The 26651-nt window shown below is 58.7% G+C and carries 28 protein-coding genes; 21 read left to right on the top strand and 7 right to left on the bottom strand.

The genetic code is table 11. The features are described 5' to 3' along the window. Positions 1–187 precede the first annotated feature (187 nt). The 10 genes from ACWKWM_RS26530 (at position 188) to ACWKWM_RS26485 (ending at position 11987) form a co-directional block, all read left to right on the top strand. Positions 188–2416 carry a TonB-dependent receptor gene (locus tag ACWKWM_RS26530; RefSeq protein WP_483848949.1) on the top strand — a complete coding sequence of 743 codons (2229 nt, stop codon included), beginning with the start codon at positions 188–190 and terminating at the stop codon, positions 2414–2416. A 133-nt stretch (positions 2417–2549) separates the two neighbouring features. After that, positions 2550–3887, top strand: a complete 1338-nt coding sequence (locus ACWKWM_RS26525; RefSeq protein ID WP_483848948.1) for an LLM class flavin-dependent oxidoreductase — start codon at positions 2550–2552, stop codon at positions 3885–3887. Further along, entirely contained in the window at positions 3888–5228 is a 1341-nt protein-coding gene (locus ACWKWM_RS26520; RefSeq protein WP_483848947.1) for an alpha/beta hydrolase family protein, read from the top strand. A 41-nt stretch (positions 5229–5269) separates the two neighbouring features. Then, positions 5270–6199 carry an aliphatic sulfonate ABC transporter substrate-binding protein gene (locus ACWKWM_RS26515; protein WP_483848971.1) on the top strand — a complete coding sequence of 310 codons (930 nt, stop codon included), beginning with the start codon at positions 5270–5272 and terminating at the stop codon, positions 6197–6199. A gap of 228 nt (positions 6200–6427) precedes the next feature. Continuing rightward, a complete protein-coding gene (locus tag ACWKWM_RS26510) occupies positions 6428–6988 on the top strand; it encodes a carboxymuconolactone decarboxylase family protein (protein WP_483848946.1) in 561 nt (186 codons plus the stop codon). After that, positions 6985–7767 carry an ABC transporter ATP-binding protein gene (locus ACWKWM_RS26505; protein WP_483848945.1) on the top strand — a complete coding sequence of 261 codons (783 nt, stop codon included), beginning with the start codon at positions 6985–6987 and terminating at the stop codon, positions 7765–7767. Before ACWKWM_RS26510 ends, ACWKWM_RS26505 begins: the two co-directional genes overlap by 4 nt. Beyond that, on the top strand, positions 7764–8597 hold the full coding sequence (locus tag ACWKWM_RS26500; protein ID WP_483836626.1) for an ABC transporter permease: 834 nt from the start codon (positions 7764–7766) through the stop codon (positions 8595–8597). Before ACWKWM_RS26505 ends, ACWKWM_RS26500 begins: the two co-directional genes overlap by 4 nt. An 8-nt stretch (positions 8598–8605) precedes the next feature. After that, positions 8606–9574: an ABC transporter substrate-binding protein gene (locus tag ACWKWM_RS26495; protein WP_483848944.1), complete on the top strand. Its 969-nt coding sequence runs from the start codon at positions 8606–8608 to the stop codon at positions 9572–9574. A gap of 48 nt (positions 9575–9622) precedes the next feature. Beyond that, complete coding sequence (locus ACWKWM_RS26490; protein ID WP_483848943.1) at positions 9623–10993, top strand: LLM class flavin-dependent oxidoreductase; 1371 nt, start codon at positions 9623–9625, stop codon at positions 10991–10993. 151 nt (positions 10994–11144) lie between these two features. Next, positions 11145–11987: an alpha/beta fold hydrolase gene (locus tag ACWKWM_RS26485; RefSeq protein WP_483848942.1), complete on the top strand. Its 843-nt coding sequence runs from the start codon at positions 11145–11147 to the stop codon at positions 11985–11987. A gap of 75 nt (positions 11988–12062) precedes the next feature. Here ACWKWM_RS26485 and ACWKWM_RS26480 read toward each other — a convergent pair whose 3' ends face one another. Continuing rightward, positions 12063–12968, bottom strand: a complete 906-nt coding sequence (locus ACWKWM_RS26480; protein WP_483848941.1) for a LysR substrate-binding domain-containing protein — start codon at positions 12966–12968, stop codon at positions 12063–12065. Between the two features lie 185 nt (positions 12969–13153). Between ACWKWM_RS26480 and ACWKWM_RS26475 the strand changes: the two genes are divergently transcribed. The 8 genes from ACWKWM_RS26475 to ACWKWM_RS26440 all read left to right on the top strand — a co-directional run bounded on the left by ACWKWM_RS26475 (position 13154) and on the right by ACWKWM_RS26440 (position 20384). Further along, a complete protein-coding gene (locus tag ACWKWM_RS26475) occupies positions 13154–14104 on the top strand; it encodes a branched-chain amino acid ABC transporter permease (protein WP_483848940.1) in 951 nt (316 codons plus the stop codon). Next, positions 14101–15201, top strand: coding sequence for an ABC transporter permease subunit (locus tag ACWKWM_RS26470; protein WP_483848939.1), 1101 nt, complete (start codon positions 14101–14103; stop codon positions 15199–15201). Before ACWKWM_RS26475 ends, ACWKWM_RS26470 begins: the two co-directional genes overlap by 4 nt. Then, entirely contained in the window at positions 15198–15971 is a 774-nt protein-coding gene (locus ACWKWM_RS26465) for an ABC transporter ATP-binding protein (RefSeq protein ID WP_483848938.1), read from the top strand. The genes ACWKWM_RS26470 and ACWKWM_RS26465 overlap by 4 nt, the downstream gene beginning before the upstream one ends. Further along, complete coding sequence (locus ACWKWM_RS26460; RefSeq protein ID WP_483848937.1) at positions 15964–16680, top strand: ABC transporter ATP-binding protein; 717 nt, start codon at positions 15964–15966, stop codon at positions 16678–16680. The genes ACWKWM_RS26465 and ACWKWM_RS26460 overlap by 8 nt, the downstream gene beginning before the upstream one ends. An 80-nt stretch (positions 16681–16760) precedes the next feature. After that, positions 16761–17912: a branched-chain amino acid ABC transporter substrate-binding protein gene (locus tag ACWKWM_RS26455; RefSeq protein ID WP_483848936.1), complete on the top strand. Its 1152-nt coding sequence runs from the start codon at positions 16761–16763 to the stop codon at positions 17910–17912. A 79-nt stretch (positions 17913–17991) separates the two neighbouring features. Further along, positions 17992–18483, top strand: coding sequence for an L-2-amino-thiazoline-4-carboxylic acid hydrolase (locus ACWKWM_RS26450; protein ID WP_483848935.1), 492 nt, complete (start codon positions 17992–17994; stop codon positions 18481–18483). Further along, positions 18480–19715: an allantoate amidohydrolase gene (locus ACWKWM_RS26445; RefSeq protein ID WP_483848934.1), complete on the top strand. Its 1236-nt coding sequence runs from the start codon at positions 18480–18482 to the stop codon at positions 19713–19715. Before ACWKWM_RS26450 ends, ACWKWM_RS26445 begins: the two co-directional genes overlap by 4 nt. 147 nt (positions 19716–19862) lie before the next feature. Then, entirely contained in the window at positions 19863–20384 is a 522-nt protein-coding gene (locus ACWKWM_RS26440; protein WP_483848933.1) for a hypothetical protein, read from the top strand. A gap of 402 nt (positions 20385–20786) precedes the next feature. Here the strand turns inward: ACWKWM_RS26440 and ACWKWM_RS26435 are convergent, their stop codons facing one another. The 3 genes from ACWKWM_RS26435 to ACWKWM_RS26425 form a co-directional block, all read right to left on the bottom strand. After that, on the bottom strand, positions 20787–21299 hold the full coding sequence (locus ACWKWM_RS26435; protein ID WP_483848932.1) for an HIT family protein: 513 nt from the start codon (positions 21297–21299) through the stop codon (positions 20787–20789). 211 nt (positions 21300–21510) lie between these two features. Then, on the bottom strand, positions 21511–22035 hold the full coding sequence (locus ACWKWM_RS26430) for an N-acetyltransferase family protein (RefSeq protein ID WP_483848931.1): 525 nt from the start codon (positions 22033–22035) through the stop codon (positions 21511–21513). 268 nt (positions 22036–22303) lie between these two features. After that, complete coding sequence (locus tag ACWKWM_RS26425) at positions 22304–22816, bottom strand: N-acetyltransferase family protein (RefSeq protein WP_483848930.1); 513 nt, start codon at positions 22814–22816, stop codon at positions 22304–22306. A gap of 176 nt (positions 22817–22992) precedes the next feature. Here ACWKWM_RS26425 and ACWKWM_RS26420 point away from each other — a divergent pair, with 176 nt between their 5' ends. Further along, positions 22993–23343 (top strand): nuclear transport factor 2 family protein, encoded by a 351-nt coding sequence (locus tag ACWKWM_RS26420; RefSeq protein WP_483848929.1) that lies wholly within the window; start codon positions 22993–22995, stop codon positions 23341–23343. After that, positions 23340–23966, top strand: coding sequence for a Type 1 glutamine amidotransferase-like domain-containing protein (locus ACWKWM_RS26415; protein ID WP_483848928.1), 627 nt, complete (start codon positions 23340–23342; stop codon positions 23964–23966). Before ACWKWM_RS26420 ends, ACWKWM_RS26415 begins: the two co-directional genes overlap by 4 nt. A 58-nt stretch (positions 23967–24024) precedes the next feature. Here the strand turns inward: ACWKWM_RS26415 and ACWKWM_RS26410 are convergent, their stop codons facing one another. The 3 genes from ACWKWM_RS26410 to ACWKWM_RS26400 form a co-directional block, all read right to left on the bottom strand. Continuing rightward, positions 24025–24543, bottom strand: coding sequence for a P-loop nucleotide/nucleoside kinase family protein (locus tag ACWKWM_RS26410; RefSeq protein WP_483848927.1), 519 nt, complete (start codon positions 24541–24543; stop codon positions 24025–24027). 82 nt (positions 24544–24625) lie between these two features. Continuing rightward, on the bottom strand, positions 24626–25195 hold the full coding sequence (locus ACWKWM_RS26405) for an HAD family hydrolase (protein ID WP_483848926.1): 570 nt from the start codon (positions 25193–25195) through the stop codon (positions 24626–24628). Positions 25196–25446: 251 nt separating this feature from the next. Then, the gene (locus ACWKWM_RS26400; protein WP_483848925.1) at positions 25447–25950 is read right to left on the bottom strand and encodes a bifunctional diaminohydroxyphosphoribosylaminopyrimidine deaminase/5-amino-6-(5-phosphoribosylamino)uracil reductase RibD; all 504 of its coding nucleotides are present in this window, start codon (positions 25948–25950) and stop codon (positions 25447–25449) included. A gap of 78 nt (positions 25951–26028) precedes the next feature. On the opposite strand from ACWKWM_RS26400, the gene ACWKWM_RS26395 reads away from it, so the two are divergent. Next, on the top strand, positions 26029–26562 hold the full coding sequence (locus ACWKWM_RS26395; protein ID WP_483848924.1) for a DEAD/DEAH box helicase family protein: 534 nt from the start codon (positions 26029–26031) through the stop codon (positions 26560–26562). Positions 26563–26651: the final 89 nt, after the last annotated feature.

Raw genomic sequence — 26651 nt, 5'->3', positions numbered from 1 at the left:
ATATAAAAGTAATTTTTGAGTATTTGACGATCTATCTCGTCGTTGCCGATACTAACGATGTTAGCGCTAACGTAGCGATCTTGTCAGCTACTCGCTTGAGCGAATGCCGCCGGACAGCCAAGGCACACATCAGGCGCAGTGACCGAAGAGTCACGGCAACCAGGGCATCTTTCAAGTGAGCATCGACATGCAACACACCTTTGGGGAAATCATCAAACCAACGCGTCTCGCGCAAGCCGTCGCTGCGGCACTGGCCTTGACGTCACTGTACGGCCAGGCTGCACAAAGCACTGCGGACAGTAGCGATGCGCAAACCGCAACCTTGCAGGCCGTGACCGTTACCGCCACCCGCCGGGAAGAATCCCTGCAAAAAGTGCCGGTGGCCGTGTCGGTCGTCGATGGCGAGCAACTGGAGCGAGACAATCGCAACAGCGTGTCGAGCATCGTCCAGCAGATTCCCAGCGTGAACTTCCGCACCGGTGCGTCAAACAAGGACACTTCGCTCTTCATCCGCGGCGTGGGGACGATATCCACCTCACCGGGCGTAGAGCCGACCGTCGCGACAGTAGTGGACGGTGTGGTTTACGCGCGCCCCGGCCAAGCCACTCTGGACCTGCTGGACCTGGAGCGTATCGAAGTGTTGCGCGGCCCACAGGGCACTTTGTTTGGCAAGAACGCCTCGGCAGGTGTGCTTAACGTCATCAGCAAGGCGCCGAGCGCTGAAACACATGGTTATATCGATCAGTCGTACTACAGCGGCAACGAAAGCCGCACACGGTTTGGCATCGGTGGCAGCCTGATTCCCGACACCCTCAAAGCCTCGCTGACCACTCTGTTTGGCAGCTACGACGGCAACGTCGACAACAAGGCCAATGGTCAGGAAGTCAATGGCTACAACCGCAAAGGCGCGCGGGGCAAGCTGGAATTCACCCCTAACGACGACGTCACACTGACCGTCATCGCCGATTACATGCAGTCCCATGACGACACACCTAATGGCGTGATCAGTTCTGCGCTGACGCCCGCCTTTGCCGGTGCCCTTGCACCGGTGCGTGCCAGCAGCGACAACCGCGATATCGTCAGCGATTACCGCAGCCACGTCGAAGACATCAACAAAGGCCTGTCGGCGCAATTGGACTGGAGCCTGGGGGATTACACCCTGACGTCGATCACCGCATGGCGAGGCTGGAACAACACGCAATGGCAGGACGGCGATCGCCTGGCGACCATCAGTGCGGCGTTCCCTGGCACCGAAGACAAGGGCGATCTGGATTTCAATCAGTACTCTCAGGAGTTGCGCCTGGCCTCTCCAAAAGGCCAGTTTCTGGAGTACGTCGGCGGGCTGTATTACATGCATGGCAAGGATGATGAAACCTATCGCCGCGCCCTGGTGACGACCACCCGCACCGACGTCGGCGTTGCGGACTACAGCACCACCAGCGACAGCTATTCGGTATTTGGCGAATCCACGCTGAACTTCACCTCAGCATTTCGCGGGATCGCCGGCCTGCGCTGGACCCACGACGAACTGGAATATGACCACCGCAGGTTGTCGACGTCAGCCACGACCGTTAGCGGCATTCAACCGGCGACCAGCAGTTCCGGCTCAGTGGACGAAGACGGCTGGTCCGGGCGACTGGGCCTGCAATACGACCTGACCGACAACGTGATGACATACCTCGCCTACTCCCGTGGCTACAAAGGCCCGGCCTACAACGTGTTCTTCAACATGCAGCCCCGGGACACCGATCCGCTGAAGCCGGAAACCTCCAACACCTGGGAGCTGGGCGTGAAAGCCACCAGTTGGAATGATCGATTGGTCACCAACGTGGCGGTCTTCCATAGCGATTACGACAACTATCAGGCGAACTTCTTCGATACCGTGGCCGGTCAGGTAGTCACTCGACTGATCAACGCAGGCAGCGTCAGCACTGAAGGTGTTGAAGCGGACCTTGCGCTGCAGGCCACGCAAAACCTGAAGCTGTCCGGTGCGCTGGCTTACACCCGGGCGCGTATCGACACCTTCTCATGCCCGGCAGGTGCAGCGGCATCCTGCAATGTGGACGGCAAAACCCTGCCCTTCTCGCCGGACTGGAAAAGCTATGTGCGCGCCGACTACACCATCCCGCTTGAAAACGGCCTGGATGTCGAACTGGGCACCGATTACAACTGGCAGAGCGAAGTGCAGTACGACATCAGCCAGAACCCGGACACCAAACAAGGCGCCTATGGCATCTGGAACGCCAGCGTCGCCCTGGCCGACTACAACGAAGGCTGGCGTGTAGCGCTGCTTGCGAAAAACCTCGCCGACAAATCCTATTCGCCCGGCCTGGCAAGCGGCAGTGGTTACATCTATCGCTCTGTGCCCCGAAATGATGAGCGTTATTTCGGCGTGCAGGTGCGCAAGGATTTCTGACCGTAACCACACCGCCATTCCTGTGGGAGCAAGGCTTGCCCGCGTCGAGCCTCATCGCGGGCAGCCGCTCTAACAGGATCTGCGTCAGTCACAAACCCTGTGGATCTGCCACTGATTCAACAAGGACCAAACTATGCTTACTCCGCCCCGCCAGCTCAAACTCGGCGCCTTTCTCATGGCCACCGGGCACCACGTCGCCGCTTGGCGCCACAAGGATGTCCCGGCCGACGCCGGGCTGGATTTCAAGCACTACAAACACCTGGCCAGAGTGGCCGAAGCAGCGAAGTTCGATGCGCTGTTCGTCGCCGACAGCGTCGCTGCTGCCACCGGTGCCAGCGCCAGCCAAATGGCCCGCTCCGATCACTTCGAGCCGCTGACCCTGATGTCGGCGCTCAGTGCAGTCACCGAGCATATCGGCCTGATCTGCACCGCCACCACCAGCTACAACGAGCCGTACCATGTTGCGCGTAAATTCGCCTCGCTGGATCACCTGTCCGGCGGTCGCGCTGGCTGGAATCTGGTGACCTCCGATGCTGCAGCAGAAGCGCAGAATTTCGGACGCGACGAACACATCGGCCATGCCGAGCGCTACAGCCGGGCGCGGGAGTTCCATCAAGTGGTGACCGGTTTATGGGACAGCTGGGAGGACGATGCCTTCATTCGCAACAAAGCCAGTGGCGAATATTACGATCCGGCCAAGTTGCACGTGCTGGATCATGAGGGCGAGCACTTCCGGGTCAAAGGCCCGTTGAACGTCGCCCGTTCCCCACAGGGGCAACCCGTCATTGTCCAGGCGGGCTCCTCGGAAGTCGGCCGCGAGCTGTCAGCCGAAACCGCAGAAGTGGTGTTCACTGCCCAAACCTCTCTGGCCGATGCGCAGCAATTCTATGCCGACCTCAAGGGCCGGATGGCACGCTTTGACCGTGACCCGGACGCGCTGAAAATCATGCCGGGTGTTTTTATCGTGGTCGGCGACAGCGAAGCACTGGCCCGGGAGAAATTCGAGGAGTTTCAGGCGCTGGTAGAGCCCAAGGTCGGTGTCGCGTTATTGGGGCGCATGCTGGGCAACTTTGACCTGTCCGGCTACCCCCTCGATGAACCGCTGCCCGCCTTGCCATTGACCGAGAGCGGGCAGCAAAGCCGGCAGAAACTGCTGACCCAACTCTCAGAAGATGAAAACCTGACCCTGGCGCAGCTCGGGCGCAGGATCGCCGGGGGCCGTGGTCACTACAACCTGATTAGCACGCCGACGCAGATCGCCGATGAACTACAGGCCTGGTTCGAGGAGCGCGCCGCAGATGGCTTCAATGTGCTGGTGCCGCATCTGCCGGGCGGGCTTGAGGACGTTGCCTTTCAGGTGGTGCCGCAGTTGCAGCGCCGTGGCTTGTTCCGCACCGAATACAGCGGCCAGACGCTGCGGGAAAACCTGGGTCTGCAACGACCGCGTCATCGCTTCGCCGGGAGTGTTTAGGTGAATTTCATAACCTCGAAGACCGCTTGCCTGATGCTGGCCTGGAGCCTGTCGGCCAGCGTTTTTGCGCTCAATGGCGATGCGCGCCCGGACGCTCCCGAGCTGGCCGCACGGGGGCCTTACAAGGTTGGCGTGCGCACTGCAAAAGTCGTGCATCCTGACCAGCTCAACGTGTTGGCGGTCAGCGCCACGGCCAGCGAACCGCGTTACGACCGACCGTTGCGTCTGGAGGTGTGGTACCCGGCGCAATTAGGCAAAAGCCAGCCCGAGCTGACCACTTACACCGATGTGCTGGGCGCCGGTGCCAACGACCCGGCCCGGCCCAATACCCCGTTCACCTTTGAAGGCCGCGCAGCACGGGACGCGCAGCCCTTGGCAGGCAGGGCCTTTCCATTGGTCATCGTGTCTCATGGTTACCCGGGGTCACGCCTGCAGATGAGTTACCTGACCGAGTTCCTCGCCTCCCACGGCTATGTGGTGGTGGCCATTGATCACACCGAATCAACCCGCGCCGATAAGGCCGGGTTTGCCAGTACCTTGCTCAACCGCCCGCTGGACATTCTGTTCGTGCTGGATCAAGTCGCGCAGTGGGCGGCACCGGCAAGTGGCAATCCCCTTGCGGGCGAAATTGATGTCAGCCACACCGCCCTGGTTGGCTATTCAATGGGGGGTTACGGTGTATTGAACGCAGCGGGCGTAGGCACGAGCGCGGCGGCGGCGCGCTTTGTACCGGGCAACCGATTGCAGCCCAGACAAGCGGGAAATCCCGATTTTGAAGCCCGGCAAGATAGCCGCATCAGAGCGTTGGTTGCCTTTGCGCCTTGGGGTGGCGAGCAAGGTCTGTTCGATGAAAAGGGGCTGGCAAGCCTGCGTGTCCCAAGCCTGTTCATCGCCGGAGATCAGGACGATGTAGCGGGTTACGCCAAGGGCGTCAGACGGCTGGCAGAAGGCGCGATCAATGCCAATCGCTACCTGTTGGTCTATCAAAACGCACGGCACAACATTGCGCCCAATCCGCCGCCACAGGCTGCCAGCAGCCATCCCGAGGACTTCTCCGCCTATGCCGAACCGGTCTGGGATTCCAGCCGAATCAACAATATCAATCAGCATTTCGTCCTCGCCTTTCTCGACCAACAGCTCAAGGGACTGGACCGCGAGGCCTGGCTTAGCCTGGTGCCGCTGGCCTCCGCGGGCAAATGGTCGAAAGATGAAAGCGGACATGAAAAACCTGATCACAGCTATTGGAAGGGCTTCAAGAATCGCAGCGCACTGGGCCTGGAGTTTTATCACTGGCCCGCGCAGGTCGCCCCGTCTTCCGCTTCCCGTCGAGACTCACAATGATTTCTGTCGCTACCGAAAAACGCTACGAGCACACCGCAAAAATGAAAACCTTCACGCTCCTGTTCGCGGGCCTGATCAGCCTTTTCTCGGCCCATGCCGTCCTGGCAGATGACCCGCAAACCTTGCGAATTGGCTATCAGAAAGGCTCCATCGCGCTAGTCATTGCCAAGGAACAAGGCCTTCTGGAAAAGCGCTTTGCCGAGACCAAGGTGCAGTGGATCGAATTCCCTGCCGGGCCGCAGATGCTTGAAGCGTTGAACATCGGCGCGCTGGATGTGGGTTCCACCGGCGATATCCCGCCGTTATTCGCGCAGGCTGCCGGGGCTGATCTGGTTTATGTGGGGGCCGAGCCCGCCAAGCCCGCCGCCGAAACAATCCTTGTGCGCAAAGACAGTCCGTTGCAAAACGTGGCTGATCTCAAGGGGAAAAAAGTCGCTTTCCAGAAAGGCTCAAGCTCCCACAACCTGCTGCTGCGGGCCCTGAACAAGGCCGGTTTGAGCTACAAGGACATCCAGCCTATCTACCTCAGCCCCGCCGATGCCCGCGCCGCCTTTGAACAAGGCAGCGTCGATGCCTGGGCGATCTGGGACCCTTATGCTTCGCTGGCATTGCTCGAAGGCCATACCCGCCTGCTGGCCAATGGTGAAGGCCTTGGCTTATCCGGCCCGATCTACACCGCACGGCGCGACTTTGCAAAAAGCCATGAGGCATTTGTAAACGAGGTGCTTGAACAGCTAACTGCCGCCGAGGCGACCACGCGTAGCCAGCGTCAGCAAAGCATCGACATTCTGACTCGTTCAATGGGCCTGCCCGAAACCGTGATCGCTCGTTATCTGGATAACCGGCCGCCCTCTCCAATCCTGCCGATAGACGCCAGAATCATCGCCGCCCAGCAGGCTACCGCCGACCTGTTCTTCGAGAATCACTTGTTGCCGAAAAAGATCCGCATCGAAGATGTCGTGTGGCACTGATTTGGGTGCTCCGGGTGACCCGGGATTCGTCCTTGCAAGGGTCACTTCAGCGGTTTTCCTCAGGCAGCGCACATCGGCAGCCGCCCCGCGAGAGATTCACGCGGCGCGGCGCTCGAGAGAACACATGAGTGCCTTCGGAACAAACACATAAGCTCATTCCAACTCGGTATTTAGCGCTTTTTTATTACCTGCCTAAAATCGCGTCCCCTTGCCTGCGGATCGACGTCGATGTCTCGCCTTACCGTCCTGGATCGCCAGAACCTTGAACCCACCACTGCCAACACCCTTGATCGCCTGCTGCAAGACTATGGCCCATATGCCAGTCTGCTCGGCGCATTCGCCCATCGCCCTCCGGCGCTGGAGCATCTGTTCGGCTATTTGGTTCAGTCCAAGCACGATGGGCTGATTTCACCCCGGCACCTGGAAATCGCCCTGCTCACCGCGTCCAAGGCCCACGCCTGCCATTACTGCATCACTCTGCATGAACCCAAGCTTGCGGCTGAAGGCATCAGCCTTGAGGCGATCGAACACTTGCTCGATGAGCATGTACCCGGCCTGGATGAACAGGACCTGCTGGTGCGCGACTATTCACGACTTGTCACGCTGACGCCCGACCGTATCAGCGATGATGTGCATCGCCGACTGCGCGAGTACTACAGCGAAGAACAGCTTGTGGAATTGACCATCCGCATCGCGCTGTGCAGTTTTTTCAAGCGTTTCAACGAAGCCCTGGAAGTGCCGAACGAGGACATCGTCGCCGCCGAACTGCATGAGGATCACTCGGCATGACCGCCAAACTGGCGATTAGTCAGTTGTGCAAAACCTTCAACGCGCACGCTCAGGCCGTACCGGTGCTCGACGACATCAACCTGCAGGTCCAGGCCGGCGAGTTCGTGAGCATCATCGGTCCTTCCGGATGCGGCAAGTCGACCCTGTTCAATATCCTCGCTGGCCTGCTTGAACACGACAGCGGACGTATCGCACTGGACGGTCAAGAGGTGCCGCATCTGCGCGGACGCGTCGGCTATATGCTGCAGCGCGACCTGTTGATGCCGTGGCGCACGGTGCTGGAAAACGTAATCGTAGGTCTGGAAGTCAAAGGCACGCCACGAGCGGAGTCCGTCGACCGGGCCCGTGAGTATCTGCAGAATTTCGGTCTGCTGCCCTTTCAGAACAGCTACCCCAAAGAGCTGTCCGGCGGCATGCGTCAGCGTGTGGCGCTGGCGAGAACCTTGTTGCCCGATCCCGACATACTGCTGCTGGACGAACCATTCTCGGCGCTGGATTACCAGACCCGTCTCTATCTGGAAGCCATGTTGGTGGAGACCGCCAGCCAGCAAGGCAAAACGGTGGTGCTGGTCACTCACGATATCGATGAGGCCATCGCCCTTTCCCAGCGCATCTACGTGCTCAGCGCGCGCCCCGGCCGGGTCAAAAGCGAGCAACGTATCGATCTGCAAACCCGTTCCCCGCTGGAAGCGCGCCACGATCCCCGCTTTGCCGGTTACTTCGACCTGCTGTGTCGAGAGCTGGACATCCAGACCGCTGCCAGGACCCACGCCTCATGAGCCAGTCATCTTCAACCGCGACCCTGCCGATCAAGGCCCCACCATCGCCGCCTCGACGTATCCCCGTGGGACTGGTGCAACTGGCGATTCTGCTGATCGTCGTGGGTACATGGGAGTACGGCGTACGGGCGGGATTCATTTCTGCATTCCTGTTCGGCTCCCCCAGCGGCACCGTGTTGGCGGGCTGGAAGCTGATTCAATCGGGCGAACTGTGGGAACACGCCTACTACACGCTGTGGGCTTCGATTGTCGGCTTCGTCGCGGGCACTGTGCTGGGCACCGCGCCAGGTTTGCTGCTGTGGTATTCCCCGTACGTAGCCAGGGTGATCGAGCCCTTCCTGGTAGCCATCAACAGTGTGCCAAAAATAGCCTTCGCGCCGTTGGTGATTCTCTGGTTCGGCACCGGCCTGATCTCCAAGATCGCGCTGTCGATTTCATTGACCTCGATCGTGGCTTTGCTGGCGGCGTTTCAGGCGGCCAAAGACACAGACCCGGACCTGCAGAAAATGCTGATCTCGCTGGGTGCCAGCAAGTGGCAGATATTCACCAAAGTGGTCGTGCCTTCGTCGCTGCCCTACGTGATCAGTACCTTCCGCATCAACATTGGTTTCGCGCTGGTCGGCACCGTGGTCGGCGAGTTCATTTCGTCCAGCTACGGCATCGGCCATGTGATTTTCGTCGCGTCTTCGCTGTACGACCTGAACACCGTCTGGGTCGGGATTTTCAGCCTGATGGCGCTGGGGTTTGTGCTCTACGCCGGTGTTGAACTCGCCGAGCGCAAGTTGCTGCGCTGGAAAGACCAGACCTACGCCACTCATTTCAAACTCTAGGAATCAGCATGAAATTGTCCCTGCCTGCTCAACTGGCAACTCTGGCCATGGCCTCTTCACTGTCCTTGAGCGCACTCGCCCAAGACCAGACCGTGGTCTCCGCAGCATTCAAATCCGTGTTTTACCTGCCGGTGTATTTCGCCGAGGAGCACGGTTACTTCAAGGACGAAGGCTTGAATGTGCGCATTGATGTCGCATCGTCTTCGACCAATGCACTGGCCTCGGTGATCTCGCGCAGCGCCGACTTTTCCCTGCACGGCCCTGAGTGGACAGCCATTTCCTTTAGCCGGGGCGCTCCAGTGAAAATCGTCGGCGGCACCCTCAATCGTCTGGGCGTTTGGCTGACCTGCAAGGCCGAAGTGCCGTTCAACGGCTTTGCCAGCCTCGCGGGCAAGACCATCTCCACCGGCACCATGCCCACCACCAGCACCTCGGCATTCCTGCGGCTGGTGCAGCAGGCCGGGTTGAACCCGAAGAAAGACATCAAACTGCTGGAAGTCCCGATGGGTAACGAGATCGGCCCGCTCAGTTCCGGTCAGGCCGACTGCGCCGTGCTCTATGAACCTGGCGCGTCCCAGGCCGAGGCCCAGGGTTACAAGGTCGTGGCCGCCTTTTCCAAACAGATGGGTCCCTACACCTTCTCGACGATTTCCACCCGCAAGGACATCGATCCGGCCGTATCGCACAAATTGGTCAGCGGCATTGATCGCGCGCTCAAAGCCATTCATAACGATCCTGAGGCGGCAGTCGCCAGCGGCCTGAAACTGTTCCCCAATCTGGACGCTGCCGTGGTGCGCGCCTCGGTGCTGCGCCTGATCAGCGACGGCGTGTTCGCAGAATCGGTTGCGGTCGACCCCAAGGCGTTGCAAGACGCGCTGCAAACCCAGGTCGACCTGGGCAATCTGCCTGAGGTGCCGAAAGACCAAAGCTGGATCGATCTGCAGTGGGCGGACCAGCAGGCCGCCAAGCACTACTGAGTGAACGCGCCTGCCACGATTGCCGGTGTCAGGCGCCAGGGAAAATCCATGAGCAAAGATATCCGCTTCAATGCGTTCATGATGAACTGCGTCGGACACCTGGCTCCCGGTCAATGGACCGCCGACGGCGACGACTCGGTTCGTTATCTGGACCCCGATTACTGGGCTGAGCTGGCTCGTTTGCTGGAGCGCGGTCTGTTTGACGCGCTGTTCCTGGGGGATGTGCTGGGGGTTTATGACGTAGATTCGCAATCGGCCGATCCTGCGCTGCGCAATGCCGCGCAGGTGCCGATGAATGATCCGTTTCCTTTGATCCCGCTGATGTCGCAGGTCACTACTCATCTAGGGTTTGGCATCACCGCGTCAGCGACCTATGAGCCGCCCTACTTGCTCGCGCGGCGATTGACCACCCTCGATCACCTGACACGTGGCCGCGTGGCGTGGAACATCGTGACGTCTTATCTGGAGAGTGGCGCACGCAGCCTGGGGCTTGATGCGCAGGTCGGCCACGACGATCGTTACGAGCGCGCCGATGACTACCTCACGCTGTGCTACAAACTGTGGGAAGGCAGCTGGGAAGACAGCGCCGTGCAGATCGACCGCGACGCGAGACAGTATGCAGACCCTGGAAAAGTCCATCGCATCCAGCACAACGGCCCTTACTACCGAAGCGAAGGCATCTACCAGTGCGAACCGTCGCCGCAGCGCACACCGCTGTTGTTTCAGGCGGGAGGGTCACGCAGAGGGCAAGCCTTCGCGGCGACGCACGCCGAATGCATCTTCGTCGGCGCGCCAACGCGCAATGGCCTCAAGCGCAGTGTCGACCAATTGCGTCTGGCGCTTGCAGCGCAGGGTCGACCTGCCGACAGCGTGCGCTTCTTCGCCATGTTTACGGTCATCGTTGAACCCACCAGCCTTCTTGCGGCGCAACGTCTGGCCCAGCTGCAAGGCCGGATCAGTTACGAAGGTGCCCGGGCGTTGCTGTCCGGCTGGACAGGCATCGATCTGTCTCGCTATGCGCCGGGGGACACGCTGACCTATGTCGACACCGAAGCCGGACAATCAGCCCTCGCCTCCTTCAGCAAGCTCGACCCGACACACGTCTGGACCGTCAAAGATGCTGTGGAGTTTGTCGCGCTAGGCGGGCGAGGCCCTGTCGTCGCGGGCAATCCGCAGGAAGTCGCCGATGCGTTGCAGAGCTGGATGGACGACACCGGCATCGATGGCTTCAATCTGGCCTATGTCGAGTCCACCCGGACTTTCAAAAACATCGTTGAACTGCTCGTACCCGAACTGCAGAAACGTGGCGCTTACAAGGCTGCCTATACGCCGGGCACCCTGCGTGAAAAGCTATTGGGAAAAGGGCCGGGATTGGCAACAACCCATTCGGGCTACCAGTACCGCGTCGGCAGGCCGTGAGCGGTAGTCGGAACGGGCTTTGCGGATCGGTTTAACACTCGCGGCGAAAATAACCGTTGGGCATAGCCTTATGCTTTCATTCTGGTAGCAACGGGCATGAGTCATCGGCGATGCTTTGAGGCCCTATCATCGCTTCCTGCAAGGAAATGCCATGCCGCGCCATTTGATCTTCGCCCTGTTTTGCCTCCTGCTTTCTGCGACCGCAAACGCAGTCGAACGCTGGGAAACCCTACCCCCAACTCCCGCCCCGGTAACCGGAGCAAAAACAGGATACGCCGCGGTCAACGGCGTAAAAATCTATTACGCCATCAGCGGACATGGCTCGCCGGTGGTGTTGCTGCACGGCGGTTTGTCGAACTCCGATTACTGGGGCAAGCAGATCCAGGCGCTGGCTGCAAAACACACGGTGATCACCCTCGACAGCCGGGGACATGGCCGCAGCTCCAGGAATGCACAGCCCTTCGGCTATGACTTGATGAGCGATGATGTGGTTGCCGTGCTCGACACGTTGAAGATCCCGCGCGCAGACATTGTGGGCTGGAGCGACGGCGCAATCATCGGTCTGGACCTGGCGATCCGATACCCGCAACGCACCGGAAAGGTGTTTGCTTTCGCCCCCAACACGTTGACTTCCGGGGTGAAGGACAACGTCGATAAAAATCCGAATTTCGCCGCCTTCATCGAGCGTGCCGGCAAGGAATACGCGCACCTGTCACCGACGCCCAAGGATTACGACGCCTTCGTCGAGCAGATCAGCCACATGTGGGCCAGCCAGCCAAACTTGACCGATGCTGACCTGAAGAAAATCAGCTCACCGATCCTGATCGTTGATGGCGATCATGATGAAGCCATCAAGCGTGATCACCTGGAATATGTCGCTTCCACCATCCCCCACGCAGGCCTACTGATTTTGCCCAATGTCAGCCACTTCGCCTTCATTCAGGACCCAGATTTTTTCAATGCTGCTGTGCTGCTTTTTCTTGGAAATCAGTGATGAGAAATAACTCTAGGCTGCATAACACTGGCTGATGCGGCATTCAGCTGCTGTGCCGGCAGGCTGACCCGCACATCAAACGACCGACCGCACCAGCCCCCGCTTGAGCCAGGTGTACAGGTTCAAGCCTTCCCGTGACAGCTCGCCGTCGGCACGACGACACAGGTAGTACGCGCGACCGTCGTCCAGTGCATGGTCGAACAACTTGACCAACTCGCCCCGGTCTCGCAGCGGCGCGATCAGTGGCTCGCGCAGCAAAGCGCACCCCAGGCCATTGAGCGCGGCAGTCAGCGCCAGCTGGCCGTCTTCGAACAACAAGCCCTGAAGTGCTGCCGGGTGTTTCACGCCAACACTTTGCAGCCATTGCGCCCAGGTGCCACGCTCTTCGTCATGCAGCAAGGGCAGATCGATCAAAGCGTCGGGGGCTTCGATCACGCCGTGATGCGCCACGAACGCCGGGCTGCACCAGGCTGTGACTTCGCCTGACATCAATGGCTCGCTGTGATAACCCGGCCAGTGCCCGGTGCCAAACCGAATGGAGATATCCGCCGCGTCGCTTGGGTAGCTGCGGTGATTGGCGTACGTCACGTTGACGTCCACCCCGGGGTTCTCGCCCAGAAACTCCCCCAACCGAGGGATGAACAGGTTGATGCCAAACATCGGAATCAGGCTGATGGTGATTTGCCGGGTCGCCGATTTTTCCCGCACATGCTCCGTGGCGCTGCGCAACACCGCGAAGGCAGAGCGAATCGCTCGGTAGTACTCGCGCCCCTCGTCTGTCAGCACCAGGTTACGGCCCTGCCGGGAGGTCAGCGATTGGCCCAAAAACTCTTCCAGCACACGCAACTGATGACTGATGGCCGAGGCAGAGACATCCAGCTCGCGCGCCGCCGTATTAACCCCACCATGACGAGCGAATGCCTCGAAAGTGCGCACGGCTCGCAGAGGAGGATCGTTATCCAACTGTTCTCTTTTCGTCATGTGTTGAGCTTATATTCTATTTAACAGCATGAAAAGCCCCTGATAACGGGAGATTTTTGCCGATTACATTGCGGTTATAGCGTTATGAATTAATGATATTTGATAAATATAGAATGATTGCCTAGTGTGCGAGCCCTGTTCCAGTCGCCGACCGCGACATCAAGACTCAAGGCGTTTTTTCGTTCATGGATACCCTGATTCAACAGCTACTCAATGGGCTGGTACTTGGCAGTTTGTATTCGCTGATCGCGCTGGGCTACACCATGGTTTACGGCATTCTGCGGATCATCAATTTTGCCCACGGTGACGTGCTGATGATTGGCGCGCTCATCGGGCTGTCGGTTATCCATGTGCTGCAAAGTACCTTTCCCGGCATGCCCAGCCTGGCAGTGCTGATCGCCGCGACGGTAGTGGCAATGATCGCCTGCGCGTTGCTCGCAGGATTGATAGAGCGTGTGGCCTATCGACGTCTGCGCAACGCGCCGCGCCTGGCTCCCCTGATCAGCGGGCTCGGCGTATCGCTGCTGTTGCAGACTGCGGCGATGTTGATCTGGAGCCGCAACCCCTTGTCGTTTCCGCAACTGCTGCCACTTGACCCGATTGAAGTCACCCAGGGCGACGCTACCCACGCCCCCGCTATCACCAATCTGACGGCCATTGCGACGATAGCTATCGCGATGCTGGTCATGGGCGGTTTGTTGTTGCTGGTCAATCGCACACGACTGGGCCGTGCGATGCGCGCCGTTGCCGAAAACCCGCAAGTGGCCAGCCTTATGGGCATCAACCCGAACGCGGTCATCGTCCTCACCTTCGCCATCGGCGGGGCCCTGGCTGCGCTGGCGGGCATCATGATGGCGAGCAACTACGGCAGCGCACATTTCTACATGGGCTTCTTACCGGGGATCAAAGCCTTCACGGCCGCCGTCCTGGGCGGTATCGGCAACCTCAAGGGCGCGATGCTCGGCGGGGTGTTGCTGGGCCTGATCGAGTCATTGGGCACCGGTTATATGGGCGAATTGACCAACGGGGTTTTTGGTAGCAACTATCAGGATGTGTTCGCCTTCCTGGTGCTGATTGCCGTGCTGGTGCTGCGGCCGTCCGGGCTGTTGGGCGAACGACTGGCGACACGCGCATGAACCTCATGATCGCGATTACACGCCCCGCTCATCGTGCCCGTTTGGGCGCCCTGCTGTTTGCCGCTGCGCTCATGCTCGCGCCGTGGATTGTCGGTCATGCGGGCGGCAACGCCTGGGTGCGCACACTGGACTTTGCCCTGCTGTACATCATGCTCGCGCTGGGGCTGAACATTGTCGTCGGTTATGCCGGGCTGCTGGACTTGGGTTTCATAGCCTTTTATGCAGTAGGCGCCTATGTCGCGGCGCTGTTGTCGTCGCCGCATTTGCTGACGCAATTCCCGGCGCTGGCCGCTGCCCTGCCCCACGGCTTGCACACGTCCATCTGGCTGATCGTGCCGGTGGCAGGAGCGATCGCAGCGGGCTTCGGCATTCTGCTGGGTGCCCCGACCTTGAAGCTACGCGGCGATTACCTGGCTATCGTGACCCTGGGTTTCGGTGAAATCATCCGTATTTTCCTGCGTAACCTCGACCGGCCCGTCAATATTACCAATGGGCCGAAAGGTATCTCCTCCGTCGATCCGATTCAGCTGTTTGGCTTCAGCCTGGCCCGCACACAAGAGATATTCGGCATGCGAGTGCCTTCGGTCTATTTCTATTACTACCTGTTTGCGTTGCTGGCCGTGCTGATCGTATGGGCATGTCTGCGGCTTCAGGATTCCCGGATCGGACGGGCCTGGATGGCCATTCGTGAAGATGAAGATGCTGCCGAAGCAATGGGCCTGAATACCCGTCGCCTGAAGCTCTTGGCCTTCGCCATAGGCGCCAGCTTTGGCGGTGTCGGCGGCGCACTGTTCGCCTCCTTTCAAGGGTTTGTGTCACCGGAGTCCTTCAGTCTCAATGAGTCAGTAGCGGTATTGGCCATGGTGGTGCTGGGCGGAATGGGCCATATCCCGGGAGTCATTCTGGGCTGCCTATTGCTGGCAGCACTGCCGGAAGTCTTGCGCGCCACCATGGGCGGCCTGCAACAGTCGCTGTTCGGCCAGGTGCTGGTGGACCCGGAGATCATCCGACAGCTGTTCTACGGCCTGGCCCTGATTCTGGTGATGCTGTATCGCCCCGCCGGTCTGTGGCCTGCAAGCCGGGAGCGCCTGCGATGAGGATTTCTTTGCTGCAGATCGAAGGCGTCAGCAAGCAGTTTGGCGGCATCAGTGCCCTGACGAATGTGAACCTGAGCATCGCGCCCGGCACTGTACACGGGCTGATCGGCCCCAATGGCGCCGGCAAGACGACGTTTTTCAACGTGATGACCGGCTTGTACCGGGCAGATGCGGGACGTTTTGTGTTGGACGGTACGCCCTACGAACCGACGTCGGTACACAAGGTGGCTCAAGCAGGCATCGCCCGGACGTTCCAGAACATCCGTTTGTTCAATGCCATGAGTGTGCTGGAAAACGTGATGATTGGTCGCCATGTGCGCACGCGGAACGGCGTGTGGGCAGCACTGAGCCGCCACCGGCAGGCCCGCGCCGAGGAAGCCGAGACACGGCGCATTGCCCGTCACTGGCTGGATTATGTCGGGATCGGCGATCTGGCCGAACGTCGCGCGGACACCCTGTCTTACGGCCACCAGCGCCGCCTGGAAATCGCCAGGGCGCTGGCAACCGAGCCAAAACTACTGGCACTGGACGAACCTGCGGCCGGGATGAACGCCGCCGAAAAAATCCAGCTGCGCGGTTTGCTGGACAAGATCCGCAATGACGGCCGCACGCTGCTGCTCATCGAGCACGACGTCAAACTGGTCATGGGCCTGTGCGACCGCATCACCGTGCTCGATCACGGCGAGGTGATTGCCGAGGGCGCGCCCCAGACAGTGCGCAGCCACCCGGCCGTTATCCAAGCCTATCTGGGAGCTGGCACCCATGACTGAACCCCTGTTGCACATTGCTGCGCTGGACGTGCATTACGGCGCCATCCAGGCCGTCAAGTCAGTGGATCTGCGGGTAGACGCCGGTGAGCACGTGACGCTGATCGGCTCCAATGGCGCAGGCAAGACCTCGGCGCTCAAGGCCTTGACTGGCCTCATCCCTGCTACCGCCGGAGACATCCGGTTCGACGGCCATTCGCTGCTGGGGCTGGCCGCCCACGAGCGCACGGCACTGGGGCTGGTCATGGTGCCCGAAGGCCGAGGAGTTTTTGCCCGGATGAGCGTGCTGGAAAACCTGCAGGCCGGCGCCTACCTGCGCCGCGACATGGCGGCGATCAACAACGAGATCGAACAGATTCTGGACTGGTTTCCACACTTGAAACGCCGTTTGCAGCAGCCGGCCGGTTTGATGTCCGGTGGCGAGCAACAGATGTTGGCCTTGGGTCGCGCACTGCTGTCACGCCCTCGCCTGCTCATTCTCGATGAACCTTCGATGGGGCTGGCACCGGTGATGGTGGAGAAGATTTTCGAGGTCATCAGCGAGGTCTGCCGGGCAGGCATGACCTTGCTGTTGGTCGAGCAGAACGCCCGGCTCGCCTTGAAGGTGACCGAGCGGGCTTACGTCATGGACAGCGGACGCATCAGTCTGACAGGCGCCTCGTCCACTTTGATCAACGATCCTCAGGTTCGCACTGCGTACCTGGGGGAATGAACCCAACGCTACCGGGCTTCCGGCGTGTAACCACCGACATCGCGGCCACAAGAAGCAGCGATCATACTCAGGAAACACCCATGCATTTCACTGCGCTTATCAAACACGCCGCGCTGACCGGCCTCGTCATATCCAGCCTGGCCGCCGCCGTGGCGCAAGCTGATCAACAAGTGTTGATTGGACTCGCGGGCCCGTTGACCGGACCATCGGCGCGTATCGGCAAGGACCTGGAAAATGGCGCGCAACTGGCCATTGATGCAGCCAACGCGCGCCACCCCAAAATCGGCGGCGAGGGCGTGACTTACAAGCTGGTGTCAGAAGATGATCAGTCCGATCCTCGCACGGCGGTAACGGTTGCCCAGCGTCTGGTCGACGCAGGCGTAGTCGGCGTGGTCGGGCACTGGAACACCGGGACCAGTATCCCGGCAGCCCGTGTCTATCACGACGCAGGCATTGCACAGGTAGCACCCGTCGCCACCGGGCATGCCTACACCCAACAGGGTTTCGACACCAGTTTCCGGATCATGGGCCATGACGACGACGGCGGCCAGGTGGCGGGCAAGTACGCCCTGGAGTCGCTTAAGGCCAAACGCATTGCGGTTATCGATGACCGTACCGCGTTCGGTCAGGGCCTGGCGGATCAGTTCGTCAAATCCATCGAAGCAGGCGGCGGCAGCGTCGTCTCCCGCGAGTACGTGGACGACAAAACCGTGGATTTCAGTGCGGTCCTGACCAACGTGCGTGGCAAGAATCCTGACTTGATTTTCTTTGGCGGCGTGGACGCTCAGGCCGCCCCGTTGGCTCGTCGCATCAAGCAGCTGGGGATCAAGGCTACGCTGATGGGGGCTGGCGGGTTTGTCAGCCAGACCTTCCTTACTCTCGCGCAGAAGGATGGCGAAGGCGTGACCGCGCTTGAGCCCGGACTCGCTATCGAGCAGATGCCTGGCGGTAAAGCGTTCGAGCAAGCGTATGTCGACCGCTACAAGACGCACATCGAACTGCATGCGCCCTTCGCTTACGACGGCGTCGGCGTCTTGATCGCGGCGCTGGAAAAAACAGGCTCCACCGACCCGCAAAAGTATCTGCCGGTATTGCGCGCCATTGATTATCAAGGCGTCACCGGCCCGATTGCTTTTGACACCGAAGGCAACCTGAAAAACCCGACTTTCACCGTATACCAGGTTAAAGCCAACAAATGGCAACCGGTCAGCGTCGCGGGCGGCAAGCCGTGATGTAAGCGCCTGATGTCATCCAGGGACAGCCCGCATCGTTCGTGCTGTCCCTTTTTACCGTGAACCGAGGAGTACTGACATGAGCGCTGTCGAAGGTGAACTGGGCATCCTGGCCCGGCGGCGGATCGAAGCTGAAATCATCAAACCCATCTACGAAATACTGGTGCGCGACTACGGTAAACAGAGCGCCCAGGCCGTCATCGGCGAGGCCGTGTCTCAGGCGGCAGTGAAAGCCGGCGAATACTTCGCGGCGCGCGAGCCCCATGGGCCAACGCTCGAAGGTTTCGTTGCGCTGCAGGAACTCTGGGAGAAAGACGACGCACTGAAAGTCGAGATCATTGCCAGCGACGCCTCCCGCTACGATTACGACGTGCATCGCTGCCGATATGCCGAGATGTACCACGAAATGGGGCTGGGCGAGATTGGGCACCTGCTCTCCTGCAACCGCGATGAAGTGTTCATCGTCGGTTACGACCCCAACGTGCAGCTGACCCGCACGCAAACCCTGATGCAGGGCGCCTCACACTGCAATTTTCGCTACAAGGTCAAAGACCGGGAGCCAGGGCAATGAGTATTTCGCCACGCATCGATGCTGCCCGGTTGTGGGATTCGCTGATGGAAATGGCGCAAATTGGCGCCACGGCCAAGGGCGGCGTTTCGCGGCTGGCGCTGACCGACGAGGATCGACGCGGCCGTGATCTGTTCGCGCAGTGGGCGTCGGACGCCGGTTGCACACTGCGCATCGACGCCATGGGTAACATGTTTGCCCGCCGCCCCGGACGCGACGACAGCCTGGCACCCGTGCTGACCGGCTCCCACGCAGACTCGCAACCCTTCGGCGGCAAGTTCGACGGTATCTACGGCGTGCTGGCAGGTATTGAGGTAATACGCACGCTCAATGACCATGACATCCAGACCGACCGCGCCATCGAGGTGGTCAACTGGACCAACGAAGAGGGTTCGCGCTTCGCTCCGGCGATGATCGCTTCGGGGGTTTACACCGGCGTGTTCGACCTTGAGTACGGTTTGTCGCGCACAGACGCCCAAGGCATCTCGCTGGGTGAGGCCTTGCACACTATCGGTTATGCAGGCGACGAACCCATGGGCGGCCGCGACATTCATGCCGCGTTCGAACTGCACATCGAACAAGGGCCGATACTGGAAGTCGAAGGCATCACCATCGGTGTGGTCACCGGCGCGCAAGGGCAGCGCTGGTATGAAATCGAACTGGTCGGCCGCAGCGCCCACGCTGGCACCACGCCCATAAACCATCGGCTCGACGCCCTGCTCGGCATGTCGCGTGTGGTCGAAGCCGTTCATGCGTTGGGCATTGCCGAGGGGGATGAAGGACGTGCGACGGTGGGCTGGGCCAATGTCTTTCCCAACTCGCGCAATGTGGTGCCGGGGCGCGTGGTATTCAGCGTCGAGTTTCGTCACCCGGACGAGGCGACGCTGGAAAAACTGGACAGGCTACTGCGCCAGCAGGTTCGGTCCATCTCCGAGACGATCGGCTTGCAGCACACGCTCAAACAGATCTTCCAGTACGCGCCGATTGCCTTCGATGCCGCGTGTATCAATCAGGTTGAGCAGGCCGCCACGGCGCTCGGCTACAGCCAGCGCCGTATGATCTCCGGGGCCGGACATGATGCCTGTTACCTAAGCACTGTAGCGCCCACGTCGATGATCTTCGTGCCGTGTGTCGAAGGGCTCAGCCACAACGAAGCCGAGCACATCCACCCTCATTGGGCAGAAGCAGGCGCCAACGTATTGCTGCTGGCCATGCTCGCCAGCGCGAAAAGCTGAGGTTTGAGCGCCTTACTTCTCGTGGCGAAGACGCCTGGGTTGACCGGACACTGAAACCAAAAAAGCCCCGACGCGCAACGTCGGGGCTTTCTTTTGATCGGTCAAGCGAACTCATTCATTCGCAGGACACAATCCACAGATCAGCAAGTGCAGCACATCATCGGCATGCCGTTGCAGCTCATCATCATCGGCATGGCGCAATCGTTCATCATCTTCATCATCAATGCGCAGCAGTTGTTCATCATTTCCATGCTCATGCCCGGCATCGGCATCATCTTGCAGGTCATGCTGTCAGCGCCAACGGTGCATTCCATCATGCACTTCATCATCGGCATCGGCATGCCCATGGGCATCATCATCGACATGTTCATGGTCGACATCATGTTCATCATCGCCATGCCGTCTTCGGACATGCACATCATCGACATGTTGGCGCAATGCATCATCATCGGCATGCCGCAGTTCATCATCATCGCCATCATGTCGGCGTTGTTCTTGAACATGGCCATGTCCATACCAGCGGCGGGCTTCATCGTGAACATCATGGCGTCTGCCATCATGTCGCACTTCATGGTCGCCATCATCATCGGCATGCCCATCATTGGCATCATCGGCATGGTGGTGTTCATTGGCATCTGCATTGCGTTCATCATCTTCGAAACTCCGTAATCGACAGTAATGTTGAAACTAATGGGCCGATTCTAAGCTTGCAGGTCTGTCACGCAAGGAGCCGGTCCAGCAGACCCTGCGCTCGCTGCATGCGGTGTTTGAGGCATGAAACAGCTATTTGACACGCTATAACAAGCATACGGCTGCTTTAACGTATCAATCAGTCGCCTTAACACCATAATCGACACGATCGATATACTTTCCAAAACTATGAACCATTGATTTGGAAATAAACGATCTAACCAGAGCGAGAAATAGTTACGTGGCAGCTATGTCGTGAGTTTTGAATATGCGTATCGACGTTGATGCGGTACCAGGCGCGTCAGTCATTGTCCGAACTCCAAGCGCGTTTGTGCACACCATCCTCGGCCATGGCATGAATGCCGATCGAATGTCACCCTGTTAAATCTCGCCGGCACACGCTTGCCGCAGTCGCTCGACCACTTGCGCAATCGATGGGCCTTCAATCGCCGGCGGCTGGGCGCGTTCGCCGAACTCGCGCCAGATGAAAAGCGTCAATTCGGCACCATCGGTACGGGTCTCGGCTTTTTGCGGATTGGCGAAAGCGTCCAGCAGTCGATAGCGACGATCTTCCCAGAACAGCTTCTCGACCCAGGGATACACCGGGATCAAATGAAAGTGAATGGGGTAACCCAAGGAATGGCCGTAACGGCTCACATAGAGGTGCTTAGGCGCCAATTCACGTTGCAGGATCGCTTGGGAGCGCGCTAATAGCTCGCCGAATTCGTGGAGCGCGGCTGGCGGGAGGTCAGCGAGGGAATCCACTGGAGCCTTCGAGCCGAGAATCAGGTAACCCGGCAATGCTGATGCAAAATTGTGATTGATGACCCAATGTTCGGTCTCGTGAATGATCATTTCACTGGGGATCTGAAGACGACTTTCGATAACGGGCATAAAGCGTTCCGTGAGTGCATCGAACTGATGGGTGCGGAGCATAGGTGGCGGAAAAGACTCGTTTGGAGTGCTTTTTTTAATTCGGCTGCGGCTCGCAATGTGGCTTGGCCGATGCACCTTACATGCCGATACGGTTCATGGGCGCTCTGAACGTCCGCCCCTCTAAACCATAAGTCCTAGCCGACAAGACTGTTCGTCCGCTGCTGCCAAATCAACACTTGAGACTCTCGTGCCAAGTAAAGCTTTCGACTCCCCAGGGACGTCCACCCAGTTCTATGGGCTGAGCAACCTGCCTCAGGCCGCCAAGTCGCTCATAAAAATCCCGATGGGGGTTATTTGATAACACCAAAGCAGTTAATCCTAGCCGGCTTGGAACTTGTAGCTGCGTTGCTAGCATCATGAACAGTAAACGACCCCAACCCTTGTCTTGCCAATCTTCTAACAAGTACAGACCATAAAGTTCGTTGGGCACACCGAACGAACTATTGCGGTTTGGTCCGCCTGAGGAGAATCCCACAACCTCATCTAAATGCTTGGCGACGTAATAAAATACACCCGTACTGGTAAAGATTTTCTGATGCCTGTGCAACTGGCTCTCGACTGTCAGGCTGGATAAAAATGCTGTTGGCAGAATGCCCTGGAACGTTGTCTGCCAGCTTTTCACCGTCACTGCCGCGATAACAGGCAGATCTTCCAGGGTCGCCCTCTCGATTCTAAATGCCATATTTTCACTCATTTGACAGCTATGAGACTCAACTCTCAGCAATTTGAGTGCCAGCTTATATGGAATCTTGCGATACCAATTCTCGGTATTGATAAGCCTTGGATGATGCCGAACAAGCAGTATTGTGGAATAACTGTTGGCTCGCAGGCAGCCATCGTCTGAGTAATAACCTCCTTCGTATCTACCGAATATTTGCCAACCTGCGGTCTTCTAAATGCTTACTTCACGGGCTCGTCCCGCTGCGGGAAACGGGCGAGACGATGCTTCGGATCGCTCTGTTTCAGAAATCCAAGCGGTAGCGGACTTCCTCCAGTGTCCAACCGCTGCGGCTAATGGTCCGTGTTGACGAGTACTCCGGCGTAAAGCCTGAGTTTTGGTAGAAGCGAATTGCCCGTTCATTCCCCACTAAGACCCACAGTGTCACTGCCCGAAAACCTCGACTAACCAGATGCTTGCGGGCCCTGAGCCACAGCAGCCGGCCAAGTCCGCGGCCCCAATATTCTTCCAGGACATAGAGCGCCTGAACCTCTCCACCGACGCCAGTCTCCGCGTCCTCATCGCGGCTCGCACTTAAGGCAATCCAGCCGACAAGGCGTTCGTCCTCCATGGCCACGTACACATGTGGCTCGCCGTTCTGGATCGAAGTGGTCCATTGCTCAGTGCGACGGTCCAGCGTGGCGTCCAGTGACGCCAAGTAATCGCCTGGTATCAAATCGCGGTAGGCCTGCTGCCAACTGCGTATATGTACTGCGGCAATCGCGCCGGCATCATGTGGCTCGGCTGAGCGAATCATTGAAGGAGCTTCCTTATAGTGAATATCTTCCTTTTTTCATCAGGAATCGTGCCAGCCACCTGAGCTTGGGGTTACGCGGCCGCGAACGGCAATGAGGAATAAGGCTTGGCATAACCACCTGTTTCCCAGGGAACGAATTTTGCGTAGTACTCACATACTTAGCTCAGGACGACCGTATGAAATTGCACGCTCATCTCCACCAATTAGAAACCGAGCTGCTAGGAGAAGATGCTCGACGCAATCCGCTTGTGCTGGAGCGACTACTGGCTGACGACTTTCTGGAGTTTTCTGCAAGCGGAACTGTTTGGCGCAAACCGGAGATCATTGACGCGTTGAACGTGGAAGTCTTCGTAGCGCGGAGCATCAGCGACTTTGCACTCACCCTGATCAGTGAAGATGCAGCGTTGGTGACCTACACCTGCACTAGCGCGCGATACAAATCACTGCGCAGTTCTGTCTGGCGGCGAACCACTGAAGGGTGGCAACTGTTCTTTCATCAAGGCACGCCGATGCAGGCCGCGCAGTGAGAAAGCTTGCGCTGTATAGCGATCAGAGTGGCCTTTCCGACATGGACGCGCGGTTGCTCCAAATGATTGGCTGCGCGGCACCGCGAATTGGCTACATTGCCTCGGCGCCGGACCCACAGCGGATTTACTTTGAAGATCGGCGCCGTTTCTACGCCGGGTTGGATGCGAGGTTGGCCGTGTATGTAGATGAGCTGAACGCTCCAACCGATGACGAATGGAAGCGATTGCTGACGTGTGACGCTATTCACTTGTCTGGCGGGAATACTTTTCACTTTCACAAATGGCTACTGGAAGGCGGCCTATTTGCGGATTTAAGAGCATTTGCTGATCAGGGAGGCGTACTCATAGGCGTGAGCGCAGGCGCGATATTGATGACGCCCGATACCCGGGCGGCCGCCCTGTGCGGTGATCAGCGCTCTGAATATGCCGATGATGATCACGCGCTCGCACTGGTGAACTTTCATTTCTGGCCACACTTTACGGATGCGCCGCGGGATAGGGAAACAGCAAGGCTGGCAGTCGAATTGGAGCCGTTGTATTGCTGCGGCAACGGAAGCGGCGTCATCGTCGAGGGCCACCTCATTGAGAGGTTTGGCGTTGTTAAACTGCATGCAGTGAATTAACAAAACCTCATTGGAATCAGGCAACTGAAAAAGGGTCGGGTGGTGAACCATTACGGGCTTACACCTGGCCGACCTCCGTGGATAACAGACGTTCGCTAACTATCGCCACCGCACTGGCCGCAGAGGTACGGGCTGTATCTATCGTGAAAGGAGCGTTCTCCCAGGCGTCATAGTCGTGATCCAACACAGATTGCCAAGTGGGTGGTGTTAGCCCGGGAATATCACCTTGTCTGGTTTCGACTCGACGCTGGTGTTCAGCTTTGTCGGAGCAGACCACTTGAATGTTCACAAGAGCGACCCCGGCGCACGAGGATATTTCGCTCCACGCTTTGCGGCTTTCGATGACCGGGTTCACACAGTCAACGATGACCGTGCTGCCCAGTTGAAGATTACTCAAAGCCAGTTGATTGGCGACGAGGTATCCACTGCGCCCCACTTCCCCGGCGACCGCACCCGAATTTCTGATGGCCTGTTCAATGGTGTCGATCCGCAAATATACGGCGCCTAAACTGGTGGCCAGCGCATGGGCGATGGTCGTTTTTCCGGTGCCTGGGAGGCCGCTGAAGACGATGAGCATTTTATCTCCTGTCAATGGAACCACATTTTGCCGGTAAGCCGTCCAGCTATTGACCTTGGCTTAGTGACAATAGCCCGCCGAGCTATCGGGCAAGCAAATTGTTGGCGGGTGAATTTAGGTATGGAACCATACCAATGACCTCGAACAGCGAATCGCTATTGAGACTAACGCACGCATTGTCCCTGGCGTGTCGATTGCCGTTAAAGGCGATGGAGAACCCGACGGCTGCAAACAAAGGAATGTCCGACACTGAATCCCCAACATGAAAAACTTCGGGCAGGTCGATGCCCCGGGCTGCGCACAACTCACTGACGAAAAGGGGCTTGTCGTGCTCGGTGAAATCGGATTCGACTTCGCCGGTGAAAACGCCCGATTCATTGACTTTCAGCGTCGGCCCGCTGGAGCCAATGAAGCCGTATCGTTCTGCAAAAATCTCGCCGACGTTGCGCCAGGCCAAGGTGCATATCACTGAGGGGATACCCCGTCGTTGAAGCCAGTCGACGGTCTTTTTTATATCGTCAATCACCGGGATGTCTTCCAGCATTCGAACGAGATCGTCCCGGTCCAGATTGCTGTAATAAAGCGCATCGCGAGCGGCCACTTCGATATTGCTGATGCGGCCTTCAAGGTAGCGTTCCTCAAGATCGCGCATCACCTCCTCATGGCCTATTTTCCACCCGTGCTGGTCAGGGCCAAAGTCCCGTCCAGATCAAAGCAGGCGAGTTTCCACGACATCGCAACCTCCGGCCAGATGACAAAACGCAGGATTATTAGAGCGAGGCTTGCCCGCAAAACTGAGGACGCGAAGTGTCGGACAAACCGAGCCGCTTACCTCGCGAACAAGTCGCAAGGCCGCCCACTTGCTCCTGCAGGTGATTGGGCTATCAGATAGAGCTTCCTTGTCTATGACCACAAGGTACTCACCACTGAACGCTGCAATGGCGCTTCACCCGAAGGAGGCTGATCAGGGGGCATCAGGAAACGCCCGAGGTCCCTGCGGGCTTCTGGCCCGAGCAAGCCGACGACGACATCAATCCCCGCTTCCTGCAGAATTCGAATACCCGCACCCGAGTTCCTGGGGTCGGGATCGAGCATGCCGACGTAGACTTTTTCAACGCCAGCGGTCACCAGCGCCTGAGCGCAAGAAGGCGTACGCCCATGAAACGCACAGGGCTCGAGCGTTACGAATGCCGTGACTCCTTGACTGCCGGCCGGCAACCGACTCAACGCCATCGCCTCCGCATGATGATGCCCGGGTCGCCGGGTAAAGCCCTGACTGACCACCCGATCACCCTGCACCAGCACGCATCCCACCGGCGGATTCGGCAAACATTCTGGCAACGCCTGCCTGCCTTGGGCGAGGGCCAGGCGCATGAATTGCTCGATTGTCGTACGGGGAGGGTTCACGTTATCTCTCAATTGTGAAGTTGCGAGTAAGCAGGATAACGCCCACGCTTACACGTCTAAGCCTCGAAGCTCACTGCAATGAATGACAAGCGATACGCGACATTTCTGAGCGGCCCTGTTGGCGTTGGCAAGACCACGCTTGGACGTGGCCTGGCAGACCGACTGGCCGCAGGCTTCATCGACGGCGATGATTTTTCGGCGCCTGGTCGCCCTTGGTACTGTTCCATTCACTCCACCAGCAAAGCAATTGTTCGTGAGGGGCTGGCATCCCTCACGCACACGCCTAGGCTGGTGATCGCGTACCCTCTGGGCTGCGTGAACTGGATTTATTACCACCGATATTTCGCCAATGCCGGTGTGCGTCCTTACTTCGTGAGTCTGCGTGCTTCGTACCTTTCCATCGTGGCGGCAGAGCGGCATCGCACGTTCAGCGAGCAGGAGCATCGGCGGATAAGAGTGATGATCGATGAGGGTTACGGCGAGCGCCGTTTCAGCGATCTGGTGTTCGACACCGACCGGCAGGACTTCGTGACGACGCTGAATGAGCTGGAGCCAAACATTCGTGCCGGGCTGCTCTTGACTGCGAATCCAGGGCTGCCGGACATCAATTGATCACGCGTTGCGAAACCATTGCTTATGCTCTGCACGCTGGGAAAACCTGGCTAATAAACAGTCTGCTCCGATTTTCGCAGGCCTTTGAG

The organism is Pseudomonas rosaeacicularis (assembly GCF_057128745.1).
This window is presented reverse-complemented; position numbering and strand designations above follow the sequence as displayed.